The sequence below is a fragment of the Exiguobacterium sp. s64 genome (genome assembly GCF_018618035.1).
Taxonomy (GTDB): Bacteria; Bacillota; Bacilli; order Exiguobacteriales; family Exiguobacteriaceae; genus Exiguobacterium; species Exiguobacterium mexicanum_A.
In genome coordinates this window covers 36,999-59,976 of record NZ_JACSLH010000008.1, presented here as the reverse complement: position 1 = coordinate 59,976, position 22,978 = coordinate 36,999, and the positions used below count along the sequence as shown (strand labels likewise).

Genomic DNA, 22,978 nt, shown 5'->3' with positions numbered 1-22,978 from the left:
CCGAAAACTAATCGTTTGAACACCAAAGCGTCGAAAAGGCGTCACGAATTCGTCGGGCTTCCATCTCCGCAAACGAATATCCGGCTTGGTCGGCCACGCGGCGACTGACACGTTCAAATTGTTCCACCAACGTCGCATGGGCCGTTTCCATCGCTGTCACTTCGACCAAAGTGTATGTATCAAGATAAGCCTGCCATACTTCAGGGGCCAGATGCTTCTCAAGCCCATCCCCGGACTTTCCTCCGTTCGCCGTAAAGTTTGTCGCAAAGCCGACGTCCCATGCAAGCATCTGCCGGAGCATCGTTCGCATGATCGTCACATGGTCGAAAGCGTATAACAGTTGACCCCGCTTGATACCTTTGACGACGTAAAGCGACACCCACCAAAACTCGTTCCAACACTGCTCATAGTCGAATCGGCTCGGTCGTTTGATGCGGTACGTGTCATCAGATGGGATCGGTTGACCGGCAATCTCGTCTTTATCAATGAGGACGAGACTGAGTGAGTCAGCGTGAATCGCTTCCTGCACGTCACGCATAGGACGGACGGTCAAATCGACGCGATGACCGGCTGCAAACTGGACGAGAAACGCGAAACGCTCATATTCGTCGCCTCCTGGCACCTCGTCCGGCGTCTGCATAATCAAGACGTCCCCGAGCGGCGCCATCCACGAACGGTCCTCGATGAACGCGGTCACGTCTTCGACGAAACAAGTGACATCGACGTCTTGAAAACGGTCTGGTTTTACGTGCGGATTGACGAGCGACCCGTTCAAGACGAGGACGCGGACGTCTTCCCGCTCCGCGGCCGTGGCCGTCAAGTGCTCGAGCACTTGCTCATTGGTCATATGACGTTCGCCCCGAGCGAGCGGGCGACTTGGACGGCCTGCATGACGTCAAGCGTCGCTTGTTTCAGAATGACGTCCGAGAAATCGACCCCATCCATCTCCGCCCCTACAAAATCGGCCCCCGTGCAATCCGCGTGTTGCAACACGGCGCGGGACAAGACGGCGTTCGTCCAGCGTGATTCTTTCAAATCCGCACCGTATAAATCCGCCTCCGTCAACCGGACACCGGACCAATCCATCTTCCGGAGCGGGGCGTGACGCAGATTGACGAACGACCAATCTCCTTCACGCACGACGACCCCTTCAAACGTGCATGAATCGAACGACGAACCCGTCATCTTGCACTGATCGAACTCGCTCAAAAACAGATTCGCCCCGTTGAACTGACAATTCAGGAATGAGCTGCCGCTGTGGCGCGAGGCGTTCCACTTCGAATCGGTGAAGTCACAGTTGATGAAACGACACTGTTCGGTCTCGAACTCGGTCGCATCGATATAGGTGAAGCGACAGTTCTCGAACGTCGTCTGCGTGAGTTGGATGTCACGGAGCGTCTCGTCGCGGAAGTCCTCACCTTTATAGCTCTCATTTGATTGAAACATGACCTGCCTCCTTGGCGTATACTTGATGTAGCTTAAGGAATGGAGTGATGAAAATGGATATCGTATTTCCGACCGAGCACGGCACGTTCAATTATCGCGTCGCCGGCATCTGGGTCCAGGACGGTCATTTGCTCGTTCATCGGAACGTGAACGATGACTTTTGGGCGTTGCCGGGCGGCCGCGTCGGCATCGGCGAAGAGGCCGAAATCGCCTTGACGCGTGAACTGCAAGAAGAACTCGAAGCGACACTGACGGGAACGACGTTCGCCTTCGTCTCCGAAAATTTCTTCACTTACTTAGAGCGCACCGTCCACGAGATCGGCATGTACTTCTATGTATCGGGTGACCTCCCGCTCCGGCATGGAGACTTCCACGGACCGGAAGGCGATCACCTCATCTATCGTTGGCAGCCACTTGACGCGCTCCGTGACTTGAAACTCTTCCCGGAGACGCTCTATGCGTTGCCACAATCATTACCGCCCCACTTTATCGACCGCTGAGCCGGATAGAATCGATTTCAACTCGTGCAAGTCTTGAATTTCATACGTCGTCTCGACCGTCGCCGCAATCTCGTGCGGATTGTACCAGCACGTGTCGAGCCCATACATGCGCCCGCCGGCGATATCTGCCGTCAGCGAGTCACCGACAATGAGCCCGCGTTCCGGTGCCACATTCGGAACCCGGTCAAATACATAGTCAAAAAATGGTTTCATTGGCTTTTGTGAACCGGTCGCGTCCGAGACGAACACGTCTTGGAAATAAGGGAGCAGTCCCGAGGCTTCGAGCCGCTTGAACTGAGTCTCCGTCACCCCGTTCGTGACGATATAGAGCGGATACTGTTCACTGAGCGTACGGACGAGTTCGAGTGCCCCATCGATGATGTGCACCCCGGCGTGCAAATGGTCGCGATAACGCTGTTCGACTTCATGTGCATCGATCGTGATGCCGAGCGTGTCGAACAGTTGCGTGTGCCGGCCCATCAAGACGTCTTCCCGTCCGACCTCGCCGCGCTCGAACGCGCGCCATAATCCGTTATTGATCGTCACATACTGTTGTTTCAATTCATCCGTCATCCGAACGTTGTGTGCCGCGAGCAACTGCTCCAAGGCGACGTGCTCGCTCTGTTTAAAGTCTAACAACGTATCGTCGACATCGAATAAAATCGCTTCATATCGTTTCATAATCGGTATTACCCCTCTCTGTCTCTAATGTACAGGAATGGGCCGAGAAGTTCAAAACAGGGAGTGAGTCACATGCCAAAACCACCCATCTCCAACCTCGAGTATTCGGAGAAAGAACTCGCGTCGTTTTTCTATTTGGCCGATGAGATGTTCGGCATCGATTTTCGGGCCTGGTATCGGGCCGGTGAATGGACCGAGCGCTATCGTTGCTATTCGTTGACGTCCTATCGGAATACCATCTCGAACGTCGGGATGAGCCGGATGACACTGATGACGGACGGAACCGCTCGCGAGGCGTATCAGATTGGGACAGTCATGACGGATGAGGACCGACAAGGACTAGGACTTGCCACCCGTATTTTCAAGCATGTGTTCAAACAGCATGACGCCGATGGCTTGCCTTATTTTTTGGCTTGTGACGAAGGGGTTGAACCATTTTACGAGCAACAGGGGTTCTCCGTCCAACTTGAACCGGAGCTATTCGTTTCAGTATCGGGATCTGCGGCTCCACTCGAACGTGTCGATGTCGATGCCGAGCAGTGGCGTCGATTCAAGCTGGAGTCGCTCCCGTTTTCGCCACGCCTCTATGCGACGGACGACATGCATATTTGGATGTTCCACTACTATCAAGGCATGAACAAAGACGTTTATCGCTTCGACGATGTGCACGTCATCTATTTGATTGAAGGCATGCGTCTGAAGTTATTCGCGGTACTGTCATCTCGGCCTGTCGATATGCGTGACGTTGTGACCCGACTCTCTTTCGAAGGCATCACCGAGATCGTCTTCGAATTCACGCCTGAGCTGGACGGTGTGGAACAGCGCCCATCCCGGGACGGGCAATGGATGATTCGCATGAATGAAGAACAGCTCTTCCCGGAAGACTGTCGCTTCCCAAGCTTATCGAAAGCATAAAAAAACTCGCCTCATGGACGAGTTTTTTTTATGAATGCCGTTCCGAGCGCCTGTGCTGCTTCTTTGACGGCTCGTCTCGCTTCTGGGACATACGTGTAATAGTTGACGAAGCCGTGAATCAAGCCATCGTAATTTTGATACGTCACCGGGACACCGAGGCTAATCAATTTGTTGGCGTATGCGCGTCCGAGGTCGCGGAGCGGGTCGTATTCGGCCGTCAACAACGTCGTCGGGGGAAGGTCCCCTAAGTGGTCCGAAAAAATCGGCGAGGCGTACGGATGCATCAATTCCGACTCATCATGGAAATATTGTTGCTGGAACCACCGGATGAGCCCTTCATCGAGCAGATAACCGTTCGCGTAATCAATCAATGACAGCGGCAAGTTCTCCTCGGTCCCGGTAACCGGGTAAAACAGTAGCTGATGCATGACGAGGGGGCGACCTCGTTCAATCGCCATCAAGGCGCTGACCGTAGCGAGCGTCCCGCCGGCACTGTCACCGCCGACGGCGATGCGCTCGGCATCGATTTCAAGTTCCGAGGCGTGATCCGCAATCCAAACGAGTGCCTCATAGCTATCGTAGACGGCTGTCGGAAACTTATGCTCCGGAGCGAGTCGGTAGCTGACCGAGATGACGGTGCAGTCGGCCTCGTTCGCGATCGTCCGACATATCGCGTCATGGGTGTCGAGACTGCCTGTGACATATCCGCCACCACGATAATAGACGAGTGCTGGCGCGATCGTTCGACCCGACCGATAGATGCGAATCGGGAGCGAACGGCCTGAGAGCGCGATCAGACGCTCTTCGACATCATGCACGTGCTCTTTATGTTGAAACCGGGTCATCATTGCGTCTTCTTGTCGTCTTAATTCGAACGGATCCAATTGGTCATATGTGGTCGAGAGCTGATTTTGAAACTGGTTCAAATAAAATTGAATCGTCGGATTGACTGGCAACGGGAATCCCTTCTTTCTCTTTTAGGCGTACAGTTGCCTATTCCCAGCCGCGTTACACTCTAAGCAGACGTGAGTGCTTTTTCGGACAACCTGTCTCATTGATCGTCGGCTGCGGCCATGAGATAGCCCAAAGGTAGGCTCAAGAAGAGAAATAATCCGAAGCGTGCCAACATCAAACTTGCCCCTTTTGGTTCTTTTTCCACCACACGAACAAGAAAATCCCCATCCCGACGAACAAAATCAGCATCGAGTAAATCAATTGTTGTTCGAGCGGCAAGCTTGTTTGCGCGAACGCGTATTGGGGCCCGAATAAGAGAATCGGTATGATCAGATTGATCCATGTTTTCGTCCAAACCGAGACGGTGAGCAACGTGACGACGGCAAGGCCGAGTAACACGAGTTGACCGGTTGGGCCGAACACGATCGTTGGGGTCTCGACGAAGATGTCGAGCACCATCAGCCCGAGGAATAACGTCATCGGCATCGTGGCGAGCGCAATGTATATCATCCCGTTTTTGAATTTACTTTCTTTCGAGCGGACCGACATGTTGCGGAACGCTTGTGAAGCGGCGAGTAAGAACAGGACAGCGACGAGCGGGAACCCAATCAACTGGACCGTCGAGAATGTCATCTCGCCTTGAATGAAGTTGGCGATGATGATGTAGGCGAACACGTTCGGAATGATCATCGCGATGATTTTGAAAAACCCTTTTCCATCGAACGCCATCTCACGCCCAAGATGCTGCATGTAGGCTTTCGGGCTCTGGCCGACGACATCGTCCACGCTTTTGCCTGCGCGTTCCGCCTCCTCGAGGTGGTCTTTCAGCTCGGCGACAACGTCTTGCACTTCCCCTTCCGATTTCCCGCTCGACATGAGATATACCGCTAAATCATCCAAAAAATCACGACTCTTTTTTGAAAGTTCCATCTTCATTCCCCTCTCCGAGTACGCGGTCGACGCCGCTTGACACTTCCGCCCAACGTTGTTTGAAGGCCAGCAACTCTTGGTGCCCCGCCTCCGTCAAAATGTAATATTTTCGTTTCGGTCCCCCTGATGGCAACGCCTTTTGGACCGTCTCGACCCACCCTTCTTTCTTCATCCGTAACAGGACCGGGTAAATACTGCCCTCGCTCACCATCGTGAAGCCATACGTCTGCAACTTCTCCGACATCTCATAGCCGTACGTCTCTCCTTTATCGATGATGGCCAACAGGCAACCTTCGAGCAATCCTTTTAACATTTGACTCATCGCCATGGCGTGACCTCACTTTCGTTAAACTAACTTGTTATACACAATAGTAATGGAAGGCACTACCAATTGCAACTACTTTGTAAAACAAGTTAGTTGCGCATCGAGAGGTTTATTTTTTCAAATCAGGTGAATACTTCTTAAGGTGAAGCAAAAAGATAAAGGAGTGTTTGAATATGCATACCGATTTTACAAAGATGTACATTGATGGCCAATGGGTCGAAGGGTCAAGCGACAAATCGATCGATAACACCAACCCGTTCACGGATGAGACATTGTTCTCCATCCGGTCGGCCGACGAGTCTGATCTCGACAAGGCTTATGCCGTTGCGAAAGAAGCACAAACCGAATGGGCGACGATGCTGCCACAAAATCGCCGGGCCTTGATTGAGAAGTTCGCCGAAGTGACGTTGCAGCATAAAGATGACATCATCGACTGGCTCGTCAAAGAGTCGGGCAGCACGCGCATCAAAGCAGAAGGCGAATTTTTAGCCTCGATGGCGATCATCAAGGAAGCGGCGACGTTCCCGTTCCGCATGGACGGGCTCATCAAGCCTTCAATCGTCCCGAACAAAGAGAACCGGGTCTATCGGAAACCGCTCGGCGTCATCGGCGTCATCAGTCCATGGAACTTCCCGTTCCACCTCGCGGTCCGCTCAATCGTCTCCGCCCTCTCGACGGGGAATACCGTCGTCGTCAAACCAGCGACGGCGACACCGGTCACAGGAGGTCTCCTCTTCGCCTCGCTATTTGAAGAAGCGGGTCTTCCGAAAGGCGTCTTGAACATCGTCGTCGGTCGCGGTTCGGAGATTGGGGACGCCATCGTCGAGCACCCGGTGCCAAAACTCATCTCGTTCACCGGTTCGACCGAGGTCGGCAAAGGGATCGCCGAGAAGGCCGGACGCCTGTTGAAAAAGACAGCGCTCGAACTCGGCGGGAATAACGTCTTCGTCGTCTTAGACGACGCCGACATCGACCGTGCCGTGGAATCGGCCGTCTATTCGAAATTCTATCACCAAGGGCAAATCTGTATGTCGACGAACCGAATCCTTGTCGCCGAGTCGATTCACGATGAATTCCTCAAAAAATTCGTTGAGGGAGTCCGCGCCTTGAAGTTCGGCAACCCGAACGAATCAGACACACAAGTCGGGCCGCTCATCGACCACGACCAAGTCGACCGCATCCTCGATCAAATCAAGCAGACGGTCGACGCCGGTGCGACGCTCCAGGTCGGCGGCAACGCTGACGGGAACGTGCTCGAGCCGACCGTCGTGAGCGGTGTCACGAACGACATGCCGCTTGCGAAAAATGAGATTTTCGGACCGGTCGCCGTCATTCTGTCGTTCAAGGACGACGCCGAGGCGCTGAAACTCTCGAACGAGTTGCCATACGGACTGAGTGGTGCCGTCCACGGTTCGATTTACCGTGCGACCGAGTTCGCCCGCCAAGTCGAGACGGGGATGATTCACGTCAACGACCAATCGGTGAACGACGAGCCGCACTTGCCGTTCGGCGGAGAGAAAGATTCGGGTCTTGGCCGCTTCAACGGCGAGTGGGTGCTCGAGGAGTTCACGACGCTCCAGTGGGTATCCGTCATGCACGAACGCCGGAAATACAAACCATTTTTCTCATAAACAGCAAAAAGCGTGTTGGTCCGCGAACGGACCAACACGCTTTTTTTAGATTTTCTTCACGAATTCCGATTTGAGCTTCATCGCGCCAAAGCCCTCAATCTTGCAGTCGATGTCATGGTCCCCGTCGACGAGACGGATCCCTTTCACTTTCGTGCCTTGTTTGACGACGAGCGACGTCCCTTTCACCTTTAAATCTTTGATGACCGTGACTGTGTCCCCGTTTTGGAGCACATTTCCGTTCGCATCTTTGATTTGCGCGTCTGCTTCCGCTTCGGCTACCTCGCTCGGCGACCACTCGTAGGCGCATTCCGGACAGACGAGCAAGCTCCCGTCCTCATACACATAAGTCGACTGACATTTTGGGCAATTCGGTAGTTCTGTCATACTGATTCCTCCATTCGATACACTGTTCCCAGTATACCGCAATTTTAGAAGTTCGACAGCTAGCGGTCAGCCTTCTTGCGGAGTCTCGGGGCCTTTCAAATCAAGCTGATAAAACGATAAGTCCAGCCATTTGCCAAACTTGTAGCCGGCTTTTTTTATCGTGCCTGAATGGACGAACCCTAATTTTTCATGGGCTTTGACGCTCGCGATATTGGCGGCATCGATCCCACCAATCATCGTCTTCACTTCCCGTTCTTCACCGATGCGGATGATTTCACGGAGCAATTTATTCCCGATCCCTTTCCCCCGATAGCCGGGATGCACGTACACCGAGTGCTCGACCGTATACTGATAGGCCGGCCATGGACGGAACGGGCCGAACGTGGCAAATCCCATGACGACATCGCCTTCCTCCCACACGATGATCGGGAGCCTGGACGCTTTTTTATCTTCGTACCAAGCGACGCGATTTTGAAGCGTCACCGGCTCGTAATGGTAAACAGCTGTACTGTTGACGATTGCGTCATTGTAAATATGTAAAACGGCTTGAAGGTCGTCTCGACGGCAGTTGCGAATCATGAGGACACCATACTTTCTATAAGTTTTCTTTATTATACTTATCTCAATTTCAAAATACACGTAACGATTTGCTGCCACAAAAAAAGTCAGCCGTTTCGACTGACTTTTTTACCTTAGGCTGCCAAACGGTCACACATCGATGCGCACTCGAAACAGACGCGCGCACATTCCTGACAATGTTCGTGCTTATGTTTCTCACACTCTTGGGCACACGCCTTACAGACGACCGCACAAGCCCGGGCCAGTTCCGGTACGAACGCCGACTCCCGTGTCATCGCCTCGGCGAGGAATGAACAGATTGCAGCGCACTCACGATCGAGTCGGATACAGTCGACCATCATCTTCACGTCATGTTCCTCGAGACAAGATTCAAGACAGTAATTGCACGTCTCCACGCAATCGTGCAACGTTTCCAGTTCGTTCGCATAAATTCGATGAGCCATGTATTCGTCCTCCTTTTGAATGACTACACAACGACAATACGTTACTGTTGTTCCCTAATCTTCAAAAGAAAAACCACCGTCGACTAACGTCTCGGGTCGTTCACGAATGTACGATATAGGTAGGCGACACCGTTCAACCAGCGCTCCGAATACCGCTTCGGCATGAAACGGAGGCGATAGAGCCGATACATCCGCTTCAAATCTTCCCATTGGTGATCGACTTGTTGCCCTTGTCGGAATCGCGCCAAGTCAATCAAATAGAGTCGGCCGTCCGGCGTGAGGATGAGGTTGCGCAAATGGACATCGGACGGGGTCAACCCGAGTCGCCGGGCCGCTATGAGCGCCTCATCGACTTGCTTGATGTACGCGGGGTCGATCCAAATGCCTTCAATCAAACATTCAAACAGTGTCTTCCCTTCGATATAGTCGATGACGATATAGTTCGGACCTGCTTCGTACAGACCCGGGAATTGTGGCAATCCCTCGAGCTTCCGATAGATCACGGCTTCCTCGGCCGCGATGTACGTATAGCCAGGGAAAAACACTTTAATGACGAGTCGTGTAGATTTTATGCGGAACACGGCAGCACTGCGCCCGATCCCGTGCAGTTCGAGGTCAGGATGATAGGCGGTCACACGCGTGTCTTGCCCGTGTCGCTCAAACGTGACGCCCGCATATTGTTCATAATGATTCATAGAGCACTCCTCTTTTTCGGTTCATCTCTTTCCTATCATAACTGAAATCACTTTCATTTGACTCGGTCCGCGTCCGTCCGATACGCCCAATAAGTGACGCATCCCCCGACTATCTCTATAATGAAAGCGACAGAAAATGAGGAGGAATCAATCATGCAACGTATCGAACTGACAGAAGACTTATCATTCTCACGGATCATCCACGGCATGTGGCGTCTCGCTGAATGGGATATGAGCCCGCAGGAACGTCTCACGTTCATCGAGCAATGTATCGAACTCGGAATCACGACGTTCGACCACGCCGATATATACGGCGGCTATACATGTGAAGGACTATTCGGGGAAGCACTTCGCCTCAATCCTTCACTTCGCGATCAAATCGAGATCGTGACGAAGACTGGCATTAAACTGACAGGTTCTTTCAACCCAGGCCAAACAATCAACCATTATGATACGACGAAAGAGCATATCATCCGTCAAGCCGAGCGTTCACTCAAAGAGCTCGCCATTGACCAGATTGACACGCTGTTGATCCATCGTCCCGATCCGCTCATGGACCCGGACGAAGTCGCTGAGGCATTCATTACGTTACAACGCAGTGGAAAAGTCCGGACGTTCGGTGTCTCGAACCACGTACCGGCAACCCAACAGTTGCTCCAGTCACGCTTACCGTTCCAACTCGTGACGAATCAGCTCGAACTTTCACCGATGCAACTGAAACACTTCGAAGATGGTTCTGTCGACCTATGCCACGAGAAGCGGATGCCGCTCATGGCGTGGAGCCCGCTCGCCGGCGGTCAACTGTTCACCGAGTCACAGTATGCGCCGCTTCGCGAGAAACTCGAAGACGTCAGTGACCGCCACGAAGCGAGCGGTATCGATGCAGTCGTTTACGCATGGCTTTTGAAACACCCTGCCAAGATCATGCCGATCGTCGGATCTGGGAAAATTGACCGAGTCAAGACCGCCGTCGGCACGCTCGATATCGAGCTCACCCGTGAAGAATGGTTCGAAATTTTGAAGGCAGCCCGCGGCCGCGACGTCGATTGAAGGTAAAAATAAACAAATAAACCCTGATTGGTTCCATCCTTGATTTTTTAAATAGTTTCATCATTTTCAAGAACGTGGCCATTCAACGGTTCATTCGTCAAAAATCGACATGTTCACAAGAGTGAAATTCCATTTCATATCCATAAGTGTAAAACAAGCCCGCTCAGTTCAAGTTGAGCGGGTTTTTTGATTTTTTTTTAAAAAAACACATTATTTTTCCTAAGACTAAAGTCACAAAAAAATGGTGCTAAAATGATGAAAGTTAATCATCAAAGGAGTGCACCCCCGTGAAAAAGTACTTGATTCTTTGTACGCTCGCCATGTTGTTCGTCCTTTTTGGATGTGAAGAAGAACATGCCTTTCGTTTACATATAGCTCCAGAGTACTATCAAGGTCGCGCTACCCTGCCATCAGGACAACAAATCGAGATGACCGAGTCCGATCGGACGAACGTCCTCGATGCTTGTTATCCAGAGGACGCGCTATCCCGTATTCCTGACGGAGAACGTCACTTGATCGGGACGGTCACATTGACCCAACCGCTGATCACGACATCCTCGACCGATGTCTTTCCGACCGCCACTTTTTTTGAAGTGGACAATCAAGCCTACGTCCAGTGCCAAGCCGAGACGATCACGTATATGAAACAAATCGACACGTTGCCGAACAGTCTCATTGCGTATCGTGACCACGCTGTCCCGTCTTCGGCAACGTCAAAACTACGAAACGCCCAACCGCACGAACGGATCCATTTCACAGAGGAAATGACTAAACCCGTCGGCAACGAGCCATATCCGAAACGGAGCGGGCTCGAGCAGACGCTCGTTCACGTGACGATGCCGTTCAATGGCTCTTTCGAATTCACGTTCGAATCCCCGGAAACATATGAGACGGTCACGTTGCCGATTAACGAAGCATCGCGCCAACCTTTCCTCTCCCTCGCCTTAGGTACCGAGGTGTCTCAAGATACAAAACAATATGGGCTTCATTTGTCATCTGATCAAACCTTATATGGGGATGTGCTTCGACCGAAAGACGCGAGGTTCGACCGCATGCTTGGCGCTCGTCAAGCGAGCACGCTCCCGACGACACTCATCCCGAATGAGCGCTATCCTTTGTTCAGCTTTTCATTCATCCGTGACGGGAAACCGCATAAACAAGTCGTCTCAATCACCTATCGAGAAGAAACGTTGCTTCGCGGCGATCGGTTGAAAACGAAGATGCGCCAACAATTTGCCCACCGCCGGCATGTCGTGACACATGACTTGGCGCTGCTCGGAACGGAATCCAAGGACGCATCGTTCTTGCATCACGCCAATGCCGAGGCCGTCCAATTCGTGTTCCAAGCGATCGATCGTTCGAAAGCTGTCGCCACGGCCGGGACCCCGGCCCCGACTCCCTATTTGACCGTTTTCGAGGGTATTTGTGCGCAGACGTTCGATATCAGCTATAACGGAGACGATGTCTTTTTGACGAATACGTTGACAGGGTCACACTTCAAACTGCTCCGCGCCGATGCCGAACGTTGGCACGACTTATTCAATAAGCAACAGGGCTAACCCCTTTCCTAAAGACAGACCGGTATGAACCGGTCTGTCTTTGCACGTTTTCTAGGCAAAATCAGAAAGCATCCATCGGTCGCTATGCGACAATGACAGCAAACGATGTAAAGGAGAGAATTTGATGACCAAACGATTCGAGCGCGACGTCGCCACACATTGGCCCGTCGCTTATAAGCAACCTGGATATCCACACGTACAACAAGGTTGGGTCTTGCCCCCTGAGCGAAAAAACGAGTTCGACCCGTTCATCTTGATGGCCGAGGACTGGTTCAAACGCGGCACGTTCTCGGACCACCCGCATCGCGGTTTCCAAACGATCACCTACGTCATTGACGGACGACTCGAACATATCGACAACCACGGCGGCCATTCGATTTTAGATGCCGGAGACGTCCAGTACATGAACGCGGGCTGGGCGGCCCGACACGCCGAGGAGGCCGTCGACGACGACTTGATTCATACGCTGCAACTGTGGCTCAATTTACCGAAAGCGCTCAAAACGACGACGACGTCTTATCAAAACGTGTACGTCGAAGACGCCCCGGTCGTGCCAATCGACGGTGGACAAGTCCGTGTCTATTCGGGTGAGGTCGGCGGTGCGACAGGCCCGATGGACAGCCTTGTCCCGATCACAATGAGTGAAGTCAGCTTAAAGGAAGGTGAAGTCTATGAGCACGTCATCCCCGTGAATCATAACGCCTTCGTCTATATGCTCGCCGGTTCGGTCGAACTCGGGACGTCCGCGACACCGCTCGAGAAGACGCACGTAGCGACGCTCACGTTCGACGAGACGGCCGAGGGTGAGAGCGGACTCCGCATAAAAGCAACGTCACGCACGAAACTGCTTGTCTATTCAGGCAAACCGATTCGAGAAGACTATATCGCTCACGGCCCGTTCGTCATGAACACCGAGGATGAGATTCGCCAAGCGTTCCGCGACTATCACGCCGGTGTGTTCGGTCCCCCGGCCGTCAAATAAAATAAGCCGCGCCTGAGGCGCGGCTTATTGTTTGTCCGGCATGAGCACCGTCTGTTGTGTCGGAACCCGACCAATCGGGACGGTCCGCTCGACGAGGACATAGCGTTTCCCGTCCACTTCAAACTTCCGGTCGCCGAGATAATGGGCCGACTTCCCGTCCTCATACAGTTTCGTCAGGATTGCCGGCACATACTCATTCAAATTCGTATAATGCTCGTCTAGCGTCATGACGATGTTGCCTTTGCCATAACCCAACCATTGGTTCGACATGAATAACATGAGCGAAATCGTCCCGATGACACCGATGCCTAAAATGACTGTCTCCATCAAATCCTCCTCATTCCACTTTCAAAAATTGCGCATCATAGCGGCGCGCCAAGACGAGATGCCCGTCGTGCGGACAAGCCAGATGTTCACACCCAACACGACCATGACAGACTAAACGTCAACACGATGAACAAGGTGATCCGCCGGGCCATGGCCGGTCTCTCCGTTCTACAGCTGCTTTACGACGACTTGACGTTTCGGTCGGAATCCCACCTGTTCATAAAAAGCCGCAGTCGCTTCGTTCACCGACCAATAATCCAGTTCGATTGAGGGAACTCCGTGCGCGATGGCATAGCGTTCCACTTCTTCCATAACCAAACGTCCATACCCTTTTCGCTTCGCTTCCGGGTTAATACTGATTTGATGCACGTACAGCGTGCGCACTGCTTGCCGAAATGCGTTCGCCTCACTCACCCGCTCTTGAAAACAGACGTAGCCAACTGTGTCCCCGTCGACCTCTGCCGTGAAGAAATGATAATCGTTTCGCGCCATCATCTCCGAAAACGCCGCTTCCATCGCCGCGTGATCGTAAGATGCAAAGAAGGCCGGTGCGAGTTGAAGATGATGTTCATGGATGGGACGATTCAACGTCGCAATCAAGCTCGCATCGTCGGTTCGTCTCAACTGCATCATAACGGCCCCGATCCCTCGTTCCCATAATCTCGTGTCTCAGTGACCCCGTGCGGTTTTTCATAGCCGCGCAACGTGTGGTTCGAACTTACCGTCTCTCTTCCGCTCAAACGGCGCTGAATGGGACGGGCCAGCCAATAACCTACGAATAGCGAGGCCGGAAAGAGGATAAACGCGGTGCCGAGAAAGACATAGAAATAAGACTCCTCGGCTGTTAAGACGAAGTAACTGACTCCGTAACGCAGTCCGAAAAACAAACCAACGAACACGACGGCGACGAACGCGTACTCGATACACTTGCCAAGAAATTGTTTCATTCCGTTCCCCCCTTAAAATAATTACCATTCTTTACGAGGGGAAATGGAAAAAGGTTTCAAATTTGTTTTCTGGATCCATACCATATTGTAGCCGCCCGCTCCGTCGCCGATACCCAGTCTTGTTTCCCTTGGATGTAACTTTCGATATCGTCCGGATGTTGGCTCGCCAACTGCTGCTTGAGCGACGCGTACTCGTCCCGCACGTCCGGGAATGTGACCAAGTAGTCACGAAAGGCGAGATGCCGGATGACGCCGTCATCCCCGTCCTCGAACATGTGGACGTGGAAAGTCCGAACCTCCTCGCCTTTCGCAAAGAAACGGCGTCTCGGGATGCCGTGTTCACCAAAACTCCGATAACCGAGCGCTTCCATATGACCGACCCAGTCGTCGATTCGCTCGATTTGCCGAACGACCGGCATGATATCGATAATCGGCTTCGCGTCGAGCCCGGGGACCGACGTACTACCAATGTGATGAATCGCGACGAGTTCGTCTTCGAACAATCGCTGGAGCTTGGCCGCCTCTTCTTCGAATTTCGTCGCCCATATCGGGTCATATGGGATGACTTCTACTTTTCTCATCGTCCTAATTCCTCCTTCGGCTAATTCGTTCCTTCTCTATCATCATACCCGTTTTCCGAATCGTTTAGAAACGGACCCCGCCGACGGGAAGGTTTGTCACGACTCAAAATGGGAAATGCTAATACTAATGAAAACAGAACTGGAGAGTGAACCGTATGTTGACACAGAAGCAGATCGATACGTTCAAGGAGCGTCTATTAAAAGAAAAAGCGAAGACCGAAGGATATATGGAAAATCGGGAAGAGGTATATGACGAAGGGGAACTGTCGCACTATGATAATCACCCGGCCGATTCCGGGGAAGAGCTCTTTTTGCGTGAACGTGACCAAGCGCTCACGGAACTCGATGAAGATTTTTTGAGCGATGTGGACAAGGCACTGCTCGCCATCGAGAAAGGCACGTATGGAAAGTGTGAGGTGTGCGGGGAAGACATCGAGTTGGACCGCCTAGAGGTAATCCCGGAAGCGACACTCTGCATCAAGCATGCGCGTGAACAAGAAGAAGACGAGCATCAGACCGACCGTGAACGCCCGGTCGAAGAAGACGTGCTCAACCCGTCCGAGACAGCCGCCCGCAAACAGCTCGATGGGACGGACGAGCCTGGCCAAAGCACCGACGCGTTCAGCCAAGTCGAGGATTTCGGGAGCTCGGATACGATTGCTGATAGCGAAGGCAATCACGACCCGACACGAGAATAACGTAGGCCATTGCGTGAGCGGAAGGAGTCCATCTCCTTCCGCTTTTTCATGACCATAAACAGCTGTTTTCCCCATCCTATATCTTCCCTGTTTTCAAGCCACATGATACGATGTGTAAAAATACATCTTAGGAGAATTTATGCATACAAAAGAAACGTTTTCTGAGCTGATTTCCAGCAAACTCAAACTGATTCGGACGGAACAAGGATTATCCCAAGAAGAACTCTGTACGCTCGTCGGTATCTCAAAAAAGACATTGATTCAAATCGAGAAGCGACGCCTGAACGCGAACTGGACGACGACCGTCGCCATCTGCGCCTTGTTCAATCAAAGCTCTTATCTCCATTCGTTGATCGGGGATCAACCGATCGAGTTCATTCGCCTCGTCGCGCATACCGATCCAACGTTGGCGACGAAGACGTTGGGCGGACACGTCTGGTGGACGACGATCGAGCATCAAGGGAAATATCGAATTCAACAGAATATGGTCAGTCAACATTACCGGATTCTCGACCACGACGACTTCCGCTGGTTCAGCACGTTCGACCGCGACGAGGCGTTTCAAAAGCTGTTCGAACTGCGAACGACACATGATGAGCAGGCTTGAAGAAATGACACAAAAAATGACGCAACGAAATTTCGTTGCGTCAATAAGTAGCTTTAATGGGCGACGCGCCACCGAGTACTTCGGCGACGTCCATCGGGTTGACCGTGTTTCCGGCCGAACTGGATGAATAGGCATATTCGCCTTTATGCACTTCGAAATGGAGGTGAGGACCTGACGAGTTGCCGGTGTTGCCGATTTGGCCGATGGCTTCGCCTTGGAGCAACGCCTGTCCTTTTTTCACTTCGATTTTATGCATGTGCGCGTAGACCGTGGTCCATTTCTGACCATCGATTTCGTGCTCGATGAAGACGTGCTTGCCGTAAGGACCACCTGACTTGACGTCGGTGACCGTTCCGGCCGCGGCCGCGTAAATCGGTGTGCCGACGTTCGCGGCGATATCGAGTCCGTTATGGAACGTGTACCCGAACTGTCCGCTCGCAGCGCCATAGCCTTGTGACAGACGACCGGTCGCCGGCATCATGAACTTCTCAGGCGCCAACGCTGTCGTTTGTCGTTTCAAATCTTTCAACTCGGCGGCCCGATGTTTCAATTGCTTGTAGGCGGCTGAATGGGTCGAGCGGGCCTTCTTGTGCTCTGCGCCCACTTTGGCCTGTTCGTTCTCTAATTTTTCTAACGACCGAGTCGTCGCCGCTTGTTTCTCTTTCAAGTCAGCCTCGTTCTTTTCAGATGCCGCCGCTTCCGCTTTCGCGCTCGGAAGAACAGTCGATAGCACTTGTTTGAACAGAGATGGATCATCCGTCTCGGGATTCAGCGCCGTCTCGTATGACGCGAGTTGCGCGTTGGCACGATCAATCTTCTTTTGAATCGCGTTCTTTTTTGCTTCAACCGCTTCAGCGCGGCGTTTGGCTTTCGCGACCGATTGTTTCGAGGTATGAAGCCGCTGTTCGGTCTGTTGAAGCGATTTCGTCGCCTTGACGAGGTCTTGCGGGGTAAGTTGATCCGCCGATACGGCTGAAGTCCCTGAAAAAATCAGGACGCCTGTACCGACGGTTACGAGTAGTTGTTTCCACATATATTGATAAAAACCTCCAAATAGGATGATTCGCTAGCTATATAAAAAGCTACAAGTGCGAATATAGCATCCATGTTTGAAAAGTTCAATATATGAAGCATTTCATTTATATGTCGAACATGTCAAAACGATGAGTCGACCCTCCACAAACTTCACTCAAACTTCATACGTCCTATCGCGGTCATCGCTTTCGTTTCAATACGATTATGACAATACCGAGGGCGGCGCAGACGGTCAAGGCCGGGCCACCGATTAAAAAGAACCGGGTGCTGGCTGACGACAAGTTCGTCGTCAGACCGAGGATTGTGAACAAATTCCCGACAATCAGCAGCACCATCAGGACGGGCAAGAAACGATGCATCACACGATACCTCCCGGTTTGACCATCTCGAATTGAGCGATTTCATCCTGCATGAATCCGAGTCGGCGGGCTGCCTCGATCAAGGCCGGACGGTCCGAAGTGAGCGTCAGTTTAATCGGACCGGCCGCTGCTGCCGCTCGCAACAACCATTCCGCATCTTCATCCCGACCAAACACATCAAGGAGCAAATCGCCTCGAAAAAGGAGGGCTCCTGTCGTCTCGCCCTCACGGACTCGCACAAGCTCAGCCTGTTGTTGGGTCGTACGAACGTCGACTTGCCAAATCGGTCGGTGGATTGCAGACGGATAATACGTCTCGAATAGCTCGGTGATCGGTTCCGGTTCGAGCGACGCCTCCGTCTCGGTCGGTACAGATTGGAAGTACATAATTTCTCGAACTGTTTCATAGCCGAGCCGTTCATAAAGCGTGAGTGCTGGTTCGTTCCCTTGGATGACTTCAAGCAGGCGTGTGCCCATCGCTTGTTCATCGAAGCGGCGCATTAACTCGTTCGCGATGCCGAGGTGTCGATAGCCAGGGGCGACCGCCAAGCCACCGCAACGAGTGACCCATCCCGAATCCAGGTGCGCCACGCCGCTCAACATGACGGCAACAGGACGATTGTCCGCATAGGCGACGACGGAACGGGATGGCTGGTTTTGATCGCGGACGAGAAACACCGCCTCAAATCGAGCCTCATCCATGTCAAAGTGAATCATATAATCAGAAAAACCGTCCATGAAGGCATGGTATAAATCCGCGCGCGGTGGATTTTGGACATAAGAAATGATTGGTCTCGCCATCGTGCTCAGTTCCTTTCGAGTTAGAGTTCAGTATACTAGAAGAGTCAACTTACACCGAGGAGGAATCCGGATGTCAATCAAACTCGAACCACTCCGTGACGCCCATTGGCCTGTCTTGGAGACATTTTCCCTACCGCTCGACCAAGAGAAATATACGACGCTCCCAACAGATCTCGATTCGCAGTTGCCAGACGGGGTGTACCCTGTCGTCATCACGACCGATGAGCCCGTTGGCTTCTTTCTGCTCCACGACACGGAACGGGTCGCCTCTTACACGGAGGCGCGAGATGCGTTATTGCTCTCGATGTTTTCCATCAATCATCCGGCTCAAGGAAACGGCCACGCCAAAGCGGCGCTCCGTCTCTTGCCGAGTTATGTCCGGGAGCACTTCACCGATAAACACGAGGTCGTCCTGTCAGTCAATCTCAAAAATGAGCCGGCCTTCTCGCTCTATCAAACTGTCGGCTTCGTCGACACCGGCCGCTTGATCGACGGACCGGTCGGACCCCAACGCATCATGTCGCTGCAGGTATAAGTTCGCCGGGTAAGATGCTGTAGACGGCCGTGTCCGTCAAGCGTTTTCCGTCAGCAGACAAGTCCTCGTTTCGGAGCGTGCCTTCCAACTGAAAGCCGAGCCGTTCCGGAATCATTCGACTTCCTTCATTGGTCGACTCGCATTGGATTTCAATCCGCTGGAAGCTGAAGTGGGCGAATCCGAAACGGACGATCGCCTCGACCGCCTCGCTCATATAACCGTGGCCGGTGTGTTCCGTGTGAAGCCAATAGCCGACTGCAGCCTTCCGTACGTCCCAGTCAATCCCAAACAGACTGACCGTCCCGACGAACGGCCCCGTCTCCCGTAAAAAGATGAGATACCGAAAACTCTCACCTGTTACATAGAGTTCCTGTGCCCGCTTCAAGTTTTCTTCCGTCTCGGATAACGTCGGCACTTCTTGCGCGAACGGAAGCCAGCGCTTCAGTTCATCATGCGACTCCCGAATCGCCTCGTTGACGATACGGGCATCTTCTCCGGCGCGAGGTGCCCGCAAGTATAACCGCCCGGTCTCAATCTGGAGCGGTGTATCTGTACGTTCAACGTTCATCTCGTCATTCCCCCCTCTTCACTTGCGAAAACACCAAACCAAAAGACTACCTAAACCGAGCACGAGCAATACGTTCAGCAGTTGCCAAATAAAATCAATCATGAGACCCGCCTCGATTGCTTGAAGTCAACTCTTCAAGGCCTGTCAAAACTTGCTCCCAGTAGCTTGTCGGATGGGGCACGAGATCTTGCTTCGTCACGGTCCGTGTCTCCCCTGAGATTGCCGAGATCGACTCAACCTCCGCATGCTTGCCGGCCAAGAGCGACCGGAACGCCGCAAAATCGACCGTGACGACATCGCCCACTTCCATCTCATCTAATGTAAACGGTTCTCCCGCGTACGCGTAGACATATGTATGGGCGAACTCTCGATCCAAAAATGTCCCTGTCTCGATCACGTCTTCGAAGACGCCGAGCGGAGTCAGTTGATCGAACGTCAGGTCGAGCCCGAGCTCTTCATGAATCTCCCGCACCCCGTCCCGAACGGTCTCTCCGGCCGCCAAATGCCCGGCTGCCGTGATATCGAACAATCCGGGAAAATCTGTCTTCCGTTCGCTTCGAAGTTGCAGGAAGAGACGGTCGTGGGCTGTCATCCAACAATGGAACGTCTCATGCCAGTCCCCGTCCCTGTGCACATCGGCGCGTGACTTCAACCCGACTTTCTTCCGCCGGTGGTCTACGACCGTGATGAATTCCATTATCGCGTCACTCCATCCTCTAAAAATGTGATTGTCCCTGACGTCGCATCGAGTTCGACATCGATGCCGATGGGGAACACGTGTGACGGAAACGTATGCCCGATATCAACGTTCGTCAAAATCGGGAAGTCGACGTCTCCGAGCACTTCGAGCAACAGCTCCTCAAACGTGAACGGTGCGCCGGCCGCATCGAAATGTTCATGTTTCCCGATGATGAGTCCATTGATTTGATTGAAAACTCCGGCCAGTTTGAGCATACTGAGGGAACGTTCCTCGTCTGCCATCGTCTTGAACGAGTCTTCTAAAAACAGGATGGCCCCGTCCATGTCTGGGAAATAGTCCGACTTCAAGAAGCCGGTCATCGTGTTCATGTTCCCACCAATCAACTTGCCACGAGCCTGACCTTCTCGGAGAGTGAGCCAGCCATCATTCGGCCGGAAATTTTTCTCCCGGTCCTGCGTCGACCAATCGATCATCTCCTCGGTCCACTCTCCAGGAACGTCGAGTGAGTAAGGCGCCGTCCGCTCCAAACAGAGTACCTCTCGCACGTAGCGCTCCCCGTCCGCAAACATCGTCTCGTATTCCCCGAACGACGGGACGATGGCTGGACCATAGAACGTCGTCACACCTGTCTTTGTATAGCAGGCGAGGAGGAGTGCTGTGACATCGCTATACCCCATGATGATTTTCGGATGGTGTCGCAACGCCTCGTAATCGATATACGGTAAGAGCGAGTTCGAGTTCGTCCCTCCGATGGTGCTAATGATTGCTTTCACGTCGCGGTCGCGCAGCAACTCATTGAACTCCTCGGCTCGTTCGCGGATCGAGGCCGAACGGTATCCTTCTGAACGGTGCGTGCACCGTCCCTCTCGAACGAGAAAACCCATCCGCTTGAGCTGTTCAATTCCTCGCGCATACCGTTCCGGAAACCGGACCGGTGCCGGAAACGACGGCGTGATGATTCCAATCGTGTCCCCCGCCCGTAACGTCGGCGGTTGTTTACTTGTCCCCAACCTCATCGCTCCCTCATGTTTGTTTCATTCACTGTACGGGTTCCAAGAGTCGGCTGACAACCTATCCTAAAACAAATCAGGGTCTTCCGAGAGTGTCCGTACCTTTCGAATTTTCTGCGGACGGCCCATCCAACCGAGCACAAGAAAGAAGAATCCGCCCGCAACAATACAAAATAATCCGACCAATCCCGCGATGATGCCATGGAACCCAAAGCGTTCCCCGCTCAAGACAAGAAGGAAAGGGAAGCAGGTGAACGCGACACCTAACATGATCAGTCCGCCCCATATGCGTCGCCGTGGGAACCCGATTGTCCACCATCCGAACGCCACCAATCCTAAAATGATTAAACCGACCAGCCCGACTAGCATCATCGTCAGCACCTCCACTCATCAAATTGTCTTGTTATATTCCGCAACATTGATTCAAATTCCTGTCAAAAGAATCCTGTACAATTCCTGTAATACGGGTAAATAACTAATGGAAACCATCGTACCGGAATACCGCAGAGGAGGAACGTCATGAGGACACGACTCATCTTTGCCCTCGCGTTTATCGGTCTTTGTTTAGTGGCGGTGTATTGGATTAGTACGTGGGACGACCATCAAATCGAAGGACGGATTGAGCAAATCGATATCCCCCAAATGATGATTGGTCCAAGTGACGTCTCGGGCAATGAAGTCAAGTTGTATACGATTTTAATCAATGATCAGACCGAAGTGACCGGGGGTGCGAACGACGTGCAAGAACTTCGGGTCGGTCAAGTCGTCACGGTGGAGCTCGACCGTGACGCCAAACTCAAAATTGCCGTGTCAATCCATGTAACGCCGGATTAAGCGACACGGCTTTTTTTCAGAAAACGAGCATAGTTTTTAGGGAACGGTGGAATATGAGAACAGGAAGCTGAAAGGAGCGAATTGAATGATTTCACATACATTGTTATCAGGGAAAGTCGCATTCATCACGGGTGCGGCATCTGGAATCGGACGTGCCACCGTCATCCGGTTCGTTCAAGCCGGGGCGAAAGTCGCGATCGTCGATTTGAATTTAGAAGATGCGGAGCAACTCGCGAGTCTGATTGGAGAAGAGCGTGCCGTCGGCATCAGTGCCGACGTCGGGAACGAAGACGAGATGAAACGAGCGTACGAGCAAACGATTGAACGTTTCGGCCGCGTCGACATCGTCTTTGCGAACGCAGGACGGAACGGCACAATCACACCAATCGAGCATTTGTCACTCGAAGATTGGAACGGTGTCGTCGAGACGAACTTGACGGGCACGTTCTTGACAGTGAAACACGCCATTCCGCATTTAAAAGAACGGGGCGGCAGTATCATCATCACGTCATCCATCAACGGGAACCGTTACTTCAAAAACTTCGGGTTCAGCGGCTACGCGACGACGAAAGCCGGTCAGACCGGATTTGCGAAAATGGCAGCGGCCGAGCTCGCCCAATTTGGCATTCGCGTCAACTCGATTTGTCCGGGGGCCATCGACACGAACATCGATGACTCGACGAACCGCGATGATGCCTTGCTTGAAGAAGTCGTCATCCCAATCGAGTATCCGGAAGGAAACCAACCGCTTGCCGGGAAATCCGGTTCAGCCAAACAAGTCGCGGACGTCGTCTTGTTCTTCGCGAGCAACATGTCAAGTCACGTCACCGGCTCTGAGGTGTACGTCGACGGCGCCGAATCATTACTTTAACGGACAACAGGTCGCCCCGCGGGGCGACCTGT

32 protein-coding genes are annotated in these 22,978 nt (G+C 52.7%); 11 read left to right on the top strand and 21 right to left on the bottom strand.

Annotated features, from left to right (window positions below):
• Positions 1 to 7: 7 nt before the first annotated feature.
• Positions 8 to 847, bottom strand: coding sequence for an aminoglycoside 6-adenylyltransferase (locus KNP64_RS11815; RefSeq protein WP_214793560.1), 840 nt, complete (start codon positions 845 to 847; stop codon positions 8 to 10).
• Positions 844 to 1,446: a pentapeptide repeat-containing protein gene (locus tag KNP64_RS11810; protein WP_214788111.1), complete on the bottom strand. Its 603-nt coding sequence runs from the start codon at positions 1,444 to 1,446 to the stop codon at positions 844 to 846. The genes KNP64_RS11815 and KNP64_RS11810 overlap by 4 nt, the downstream gene beginning before the upstream one ends.
• A gap of 53 nt (positions 1,447 to 1,499) precedes the next feature.
• Here KNP64_RS11810 and KNP64_RS11805 point away from each other — a divergent pair, with 53 nt between their 5' ends.
• Complete coding sequence (locus KNP64_RS11805) at positions 1,500 to 1,946, top strand: NUDIX hydrolase (protein ID WP_138858624.1); 447 nt, start codon at positions 1,500 to 1,502, stop codon at positions 1,944 to 1,946.
• Here KNP64_RS11805 and KNP64_RS11800 read toward each other — a convergent pair.
• Positions 1,920 to 2,627: a YjjG family noncanonical pyrimidine nucleotidase gene (locus tag KNP64_RS11800; protein WP_138858623.1), complete on the bottom strand. Its 708-nt coding sequence runs from the start codon at positions 2,625 to 2,627 to the stop codon at positions 1,920 to 1,922. The genes KNP64_RS11805 and KNP64_RS11800 overlap by 27 nt on opposite strands.
• A 72-nt stretch (positions 2,628 to 2,699) precedes the next feature.
• On the opposite strand from KNP64_RS11800, the gene KNP64_RS11795 reads away from it, so the two are divergent.
• On the top strand, positions 2,700 to 3,542 hold the full coding sequence (locus KNP64_RS11795) for a GNAT family N-acetyltransferase (protein WP_214793563.1): 843 nt from the start codon (positions 2,700 to 2,702) through the stop codon (positions 3,540 to 3,542).
• An 11-nt stretch (positions 3,543 to 3,553) separates the two neighbouring features.
• Here the strand turns inward: KNP64_RS11795 and KNP64_RS11790 are convergent, their stop codons facing one another.
• The 3 genes from KNP64_RS11790 to KNP64_RS11780 form a co-directional block, all read right to left on the bottom strand.
• The gene (locus KNP64_RS11790) at positions 3,554 to 4,498 is read right to left on the bottom strand and encodes an alpha/beta hydrolase (protein WP_214793566.1); all 945 of its coding nucleotides are present in this window, start codon (positions 4,496 to 4,498) and stop codon (positions 3,554 to 3,556) included.
• A 172-nt stretch (positions 4,499 to 4,670) separates the two neighbouring features.
• On the bottom strand, positions 4,671 to 5,426 hold the full coding sequence (locus tag KNP64_RS11785) for an HAAS domain-containing protein (protein WP_214793569.1): 756 nt from the start codon (positions 5,424 to 5,426) through the stop codon (positions 4,671 to 4,673).
• Positions 5,401 to 5,754 (bottom strand): PadR family transcriptional regulator, encoded by a 354-nt coding sequence (locus KNP64_RS11780; protein ID WP_214709184.1) that lies wholly within the window; start codon positions 5,752 to 5,754, stop codon positions 5,401 to 5,403. The genes KNP64_RS11785 and KNP64_RS11780 overlap by 26 nt, the downstream gene beginning before the upstream one ends.
• A 170-nt stretch (positions 5,755 to 5,924) precedes the next feature.
• Between KNP64_RS11780 and KNP64_RS11775 the strand changes: the two genes are divergently transcribed.
• Complete coding sequence (locus tag KNP64_RS11775; protein WP_214793572.1) at positions 5,925 to 7,382, top strand: aldehyde dehydrogenase family protein; 1,458 nt, start codon at positions 5,925 to 5,927, stop codon at positions 7,380 to 7,382.
• Positions 7,383 to 7,427: 45 nt separating this feature from the next.
• Here the strand turns inward: KNP64_RS11775 and KNP64_RS11770 are convergent, their stop codons facing one another.
• The 4 genes from KNP64_RS11770 to KNP64_RS11755 all read right to left on the bottom strand — a co-directional run bounded on the left by KNP64_RS11770 (position 7,428) and on the right by KNP64_RS11755 (position 9,483).
• Positions 7,428 to 7,766: a zinc ribbon domain-containing protein YjdM gene (locus KNP64_RS11770; protein ID WP_214793575.1), complete on the bottom strand. Its 339-nt coding sequence runs from the start codon at positions 7,764 to 7,766 to the stop codon at positions 7,428 to 7,430.
• Between the two features lie 66 nt (positions 7,767 to 7,832).
• Positions 7,833 to 8,345, bottom strand: coding sequence for a GNAT family N-acetyltransferase (locus KNP64_RS11765; protein ID WP_138858617.1), 513 nt, complete (start codon positions 8,343 to 8,345; stop codon positions 7,833 to 7,835).
• A gap of 113 nt (positions 8,346 to 8,458) precedes the next feature.
• A complete protein-coding gene (locus KNP64_RS11760) occupies positions 8,459 to 8,788 on the bottom strand; it encodes a four-helix bundle copper-binding protein (protein WP_138858616.1) in 330 nt (109 codons plus the stop codon).
• Between the two features lie 83 nt (positions 8,789 to 8,871).
• Positions 8,872 to 9,483, bottom strand: coding sequence for a protein kinase family protein (locus KNP64_RS11755; RefSeq protein ID WP_214793579.1), 612 nt, complete (start codon positions 9,481 to 9,483; stop codon positions 8,872 to 8,874).
• A gap of 153 nt (positions 9,484 to 9,636) precedes the next feature.
• On the opposite strand from KNP64_RS11755, the gene KNP64_RS11750 reads away from it, so the two are divergent.
• The 3 genes from KNP64_RS11750 to KNP64_RS11740 all read left to right on the top strand — a co-directional run bounded on the left by KNP64_RS11750 (position 9,637) and on the right by KNP64_RS11740 (position 13,074).
• Positions 9,637 to 10,533 carry an aldo/keto reductase gene (locus tag KNP64_RS11750; protein WP_138858614.1) on the top strand — a complete coding sequence of 299 codons (897 nt, stop codon included), beginning with the start codon at positions 9,637 to 9,639 and terminating at the stop codon, positions 10,531 to 10,533.
• A gap of 287 nt (positions 10,534 to 10,820) precedes the next feature.
• Complete coding sequence (locus tag KNP64_RS11745; RefSeq protein ID WP_371815341.1) at positions 10,821 to 12,092, top strand: hypothetical protein; 1,272 nt, start codon at positions 10,821 to 10,823, stop codon at positions 12,090 to 12,092.
• Between the two features lie 124 nt (positions 12,093 to 12,216).
• Positions 12,217 to 13,074, top strand: coding sequence for a pirin family protein (locus KNP64_RS11740; protein WP_138858613.1), 858 nt, complete (start codon positions 12,217 to 12,219; stop codon positions 13,072 to 13,074).
• A 24-nt stretch (positions 13,075 to 13,098) separates the two neighbouring features.
• On the opposite strand, the gene KNP64_RS11735 is transcribed toward KNP64_RS11740, so the two are convergent.
• The 4 genes from KNP64_RS11735 to KNP64_RS11720 all read right to left on the bottom strand — a co-directional run bounded on the left by KNP64_RS11735 (position 13,099) and on the right by KNP64_RS11720 (position 14,929).
• Entirely contained in the window at positions 13,099 to 13,401 is a 303-nt protein-coding gene (locus KNP64_RS11735) for a hypothetical protein (RefSeq protein WP_214793581.1), read from the bottom strand.
• Between the two features lie 168 nt (positions 13,402 to 13,569).
• Positions 13,570 to 14,031 (bottom strand): GNAT family N-acetyltransferase, encoded by a 462-nt coding sequence (locus KNP64_RS11730; RefSeq protein WP_214793584.1) that lies wholly within the window; start codon positions 14,029 to 14,031, stop codon positions 13,570 to 13,572.
• Positions 14,031 to 14,348, bottom strand: coding sequence for a hypothetical protein (locus KNP64_RS11725; protein ID WP_214793587.1), 318 nt, complete (start codon positions 14,346 to 14,348; stop codon positions 14,031 to 14,033). The genes KNP64_RS11730 and KNP64_RS11725 overlap by 1 nt, the downstream gene beginning before the upstream one ends.
• Before the next feature lie 56 nt (positions 14,349 to 14,404).
• Complete coding sequence (locus tag KNP64_RS11720; RefSeq protein WP_214709172.1) at positions 14,405 to 14,929, bottom strand: GrpB family protein; 525 nt, start codon at positions 14,927 to 14,929, stop codon at positions 14,405 to 14,407.
• Between the two features lie 155 nt (positions 14,930 to 15,084).
• Here KNP64_RS11720 and KNP64_RS11715 point away from each other — a divergent pair, with 155 nt between their 5' ends.
• Both KNP64_RS11715 and KNP64_RS11710 read left to right on the top strand, forming a co-directional pair.
• Positions 15,085 to 15,627: a TraR/DksA C4-type zinc finger protein gene (locus KNP64_RS11715; protein ID WP_034779670.1), complete on the top strand. Its 543-nt coding sequence runs from the start codon at positions 15,085 to 15,087 to the stop codon at positions 15,625 to 15,627.
• Positions 15,628 to 15,766: 139 nt separating this feature from the next.
• Entirely contained in the window at positions 15,767 to 16,234 is a 468-nt protein-coding gene (locus tag KNP64_RS11710) for a helix-turn-helix transcriptional regulator (RefSeq protein WP_214709170.1), read from the top strand.
• 40 nt (positions 16,235 to 16,274) lie between these two features.
• Here KNP64_RS11710 and KNP64_RS11705 read toward each other — a convergent pair whose 3' ends face one another.
• The 3 genes from KNP64_RS11705 to KNP64_RS11695 all read right to left on the bottom strand — a co-directional run bounded on the left by KNP64_RS11705 (position 16,275) and on the right by KNP64_RS11695 (position 18,428).
• The gene (locus KNP64_RS11705; protein WP_214793590.1) at positions 16,275 to 17,267 is read right to left on the bottom strand and encodes a M23 family metallopeptidase; all 993 of its coding nucleotides are present in this window, start codon (positions 17,265 to 17,267) and stop codon (positions 16,275 to 16,277) included.
• A 181-nt stretch (positions 17,268 to 17,448) separates the two neighbouring features.
• A complete protein-coding gene (locus KNP64_RS11700) occupies positions 17,449 to 17,631 on the bottom strand; it encodes a hypothetical protein (RefSeq protein ID WP_214709166.1) in 183 nt (60 codons plus the stop codon).
• Positions 17,628 to 18,428 carry a GNAT family N-acetyltransferase gene (locus tag KNP64_RS11695; protein WP_214793593.1) on the bottom strand — a complete coding sequence of 267 codons (801 nt, stop codon included), beginning with the start codon at positions 18,426 to 18,428 and terminating at the stop codon, positions 17,628 to 17,630. The genes KNP64_RS11700 and KNP64_RS11695 overlap by 4 nt, the downstream gene beginning before the upstream one ends.
• Positions 18,429 to 18,498: 70 nt before the next feature.
• On the opposite strand from KNP64_RS11695, the gene KNP64_RS11690 reads away from it, so the two are divergent.
• A complete protein-coding gene (locus KNP64_RS11690; RefSeq protein ID WP_034779680.1) occupies positions 18,499 to 18,963 on the top strand; it encodes a GNAT family N-acetyltransferase in 465 nt (154 codons plus the stop codon).
• Here the strand turns inward: KNP64_RS11690 and KNP64_RS11685 are convergent.
• The 4 genes from KNP64_RS11685 to KNP64_RS11670 all read right to left on the bottom strand — a co-directional run bounded on the left by KNP64_RS11685 (position 18,944) and on the right by KNP64_RS11670 (position 21,613).
• Positions 18,944 to 19,531, bottom strand: a complete 588-nt coding sequence (locus tag KNP64_RS11685; RefSeq protein WP_214793596.1) for a GNAT family N-acetyltransferase — start codon at positions 19,529 to 19,531, stop codon at positions 18,944 to 18,946. The two genes, KNP64_RS11690 and KNP64_RS11685, sit on opposite strands and share 20 nt — an antisense overlap.
• Before the next feature lie 94 nt (positions 19,532 to 19,625).
• Complete coding sequence (locus KNP64_RS11680; RefSeq protein WP_214711201.1) at positions 19,626 to 20,228, bottom strand: NUDIX hydrolase; 603 nt, start codon at positions 20,226 to 20,228, stop codon at positions 19,626 to 19,628.
• Positions 20,228 to 21,241, bottom strand: coding sequence for a S66 family peptidase (locus KNP64_RS11675; protein ID WP_251126427.1), 1,014 nt, complete (start codon positions 21,239 to 21,241; stop codon positions 20,228 to 20,230). The genes KNP64_RS11680 and KNP64_RS11675 overlap by 1 nt, the downstream gene beginning before the upstream one ends.
• A 66-nt stretch (positions 21,242 to 21,307) precedes the next feature.
• Entirely contained in the window at positions 21,308 to 21,613 is a 306-nt protein-coding gene (locus KNP64_RS11670) for a hypothetical protein (protein ID WP_214764473.1), read from the bottom strand.
• Between the two features lie 147 nt (positions 21,614 to 21,760).
• Here KNP64_RS11670 and KNP64_RS11665 point away from each other — a divergent pair, with 147 nt between their 5' ends.
• Both KNP64_RS11665 and KNP64_RS11660 read left to right on the top strand, forming a co-directional pair.
• Positions 21,761 to 22,075 (top strand): hypothetical protein, encoded by a 315-nt coding sequence (locus KNP64_RS11665; RefSeq protein ID WP_138858601.1) that lies wholly within the window; start codon positions 21,761 to 21,763, stop codon positions 22,073 to 22,075.
• A gap of 85 nt (positions 22,076 to 22,160) precedes the next feature.
• On the top strand, positions 22,161 to 22,946 hold the full coding sequence (locus KNP64_RS11660) for an SDR family oxidoreductase (RefSeq protein ID WP_214793602.1): 786 nt from the start codon (positions 22,161 to 22,163) through the stop codon (positions 22,944 to 22,946).
• Positions 22,947 to 22,978: the final 32 nt, after the last annotated feature.

Bases quoted from the DNA above. Each gene is read 5' to 3' on its own strand.
- KNP64_RS11760 (WP_138858616.1), bottom strand. From the start codon at position 8,788: ATGGCTCATCGAATTTATGCGAACGAACTGGAAACGTTGCACGATTGC.
- KNP64_RS11755 (WP_214793579.1), bottom strand. From the start codon at position 9,483: ATGAATCATTATGAACAATATGCGGGCGTCACGTTTGAGCGACACGGG.
- KNP64_RS11690 (WP_034779680.1), top strand. From the start codon at position 18,499: ATGTCAATCAAACTCGAACCACTCCGTGACGCCCATTGGCCTGTCTTG.
- KNP64_RS11780 (WP_214709184.1), bottom strand. From the start codon at position 5,754: ATGGCGATGAGTCAAATGTTAAAAGGATTGCTCGAAGGTTGCCTGTTG.
- KNP64_RS11785 (WP_214793569.1), bottom strand. From the start codon at position 5,426: ATGGAACTTTCAAAAAAGAGTCGTGATTTTTTGGATGATTTAGCGGTA.
- KNP64_RS11770 (WP_214793575.1), bottom strand. From the start codon at position 7,766: ATGACAGAACTACCGAATTGCCCAAAATGTCAGTCGACTTATGTGTAT.
- KNP64_RS11715 (WP_034779670.1), top strand. From the start codon at position 15,085: ATGTTGACACAGAAGCAGATCGATACGTTCAAGGAGCGTCTATTAAAA.
- KNP64_RS11750 (WP_138858614.1), top strand. From the start codon at position 9,637: ATGCAACGTATCGAACTGACAGAAGACTTATCATTCTCACGGATCATC.
- KNP64_RS11800 (WP_138858623.1), bottom strand. From the start codon at position 2,627: ATGAAACGATATGAAGCGATTTTATTCGATGTCGACGATACGTTGTTA.
- KNP64_RS11720 (WP_214709172.1), bottom strand. From the start codon at position 14,929: ATGAGAAAAGTAGAAGTCATCCCATATGACCCGATATGGGCGACGAAA.
- KNP64_RS11725 (WP_214793587.1), bottom strand. From the start codon at position 14,348: ATGAAACAATTTCTTGGCAAGTGTATCGAGTACGCGTTCGTCGCCGTC.
- KNP64_RS11805 (WP_138858624.1), top strand. From the start codon at position 1,500: ATGGATATCGTATTTCCGACCGAGCACGGCACGTTCAATTATCGCGTC.
- KNP64_RS11665 (WP_138858601.1), top strand. From the start codon at position 21,761: ATGAGGACACGACTCATCTTTGCCCTCGCGTTTATCGGTCTTTGTTTA.
- KNP64_RS11670 (WP_214764473.1), bottom strand. From the start codon at position 21,613: ATGATGCTAGTCGGGCTGGTCGGTTTAATCATTTTAGGATTGGTGGCG.
- KNP64_RS11680 (WP_214711201.1), bottom strand. From the start codon at position 20,228: ATGGAATTCATCACGGTCGTAGACCACCGGCGGAAGAAAGTCGGGTTG.
- KNP64_RS11660 (WP_214793602.1), top strand. From the start codon at position 22,161: ATGATTTCACATACATTGTTATCAGGGAAAGTCGCATTCATCACGGGT.
- KNP64_RS11740 (WP_138858613.1), top strand. From the start codon at position 12,217: ATGACCAAACGATTCGAGCGCGACGTCGCCACACATTGGCCCGTCGCT.
- KNP64_RS11765 (WP_138858617.1), bottom strand. From the start codon at position 8,345: ATGATTCGCAACTGCCGTCGAGACGACCTTCAAGCCGTTTTACATATT.
- KNP64_RS11730 (WP_214793584.1), bottom strand. From the start codon at position 14,031: ATGCAGTTGAGACGAACCGACGATGCGAGCTTGATTGCGACGTTGAAT.
- KNP64_RS11685 (WP_214793596.1), bottom strand. From the start codon at position 19,531: ATGAACGTTGAACGTACAGATACACCGCTCCAGATTGAGACCGGGCGG.
- KNP64_RS11775 (WP_214793572.1), top strand. From the start codon at position 5,925: ATGCATACCGATTTTACAAAGATGTACATTGATGGCCAATGGGTCGAA.
- KNP64_RS11695 (WP_214793593.1), bottom strand. From the start codon at position 18,428: ATGGCGAGACCAATCATTTCTTATGTCCAAAATCCACCGCGCGCGGAT.
- KNP64_RS11735 (WP_214793581.1), bottom strand. From the start codon at position 13,401: ATGGAGACAGTCATTTTAGGCATCGGTGTCATCGGGACGATTTCGCTC.
- KNP64_RS11815 (WP_214793560.1), bottom strand. From the start codon at position 847: ATGACCAATGAGCAAGTGCTCGAGCACTTGACGGCCACGGCCGCGGAG.
- KNP64_RS11705 (WP_214793590.1), bottom strand. From the start codon at position 17,267: ATGTGGAAACAACTACTCGTAACCGTCGGTACAGGCGTCCTGATTTTT.
- KNP64_RS11710 (WP_214709170.1), top strand. From the start codon at position 15,767: ATGCATACAAAAGAAACGTTTTCTGAGCTGATTTCCAGCAAACTCAAA.
- KNP64_RS11795 (WP_214793563.1), top strand. From the start codon at position 2,700: ATGCCAAAACCACCCATCTCCAACCTCGAGTATTCGGAGAAAGAACTC.
- KNP64_RS11810 (WP_214788111.1), bottom strand. From the start codon at position 1,446: ATGTTTCAATCAAATGAGAGCTATAAAGGTGAGGACTTCCGCGACGAG.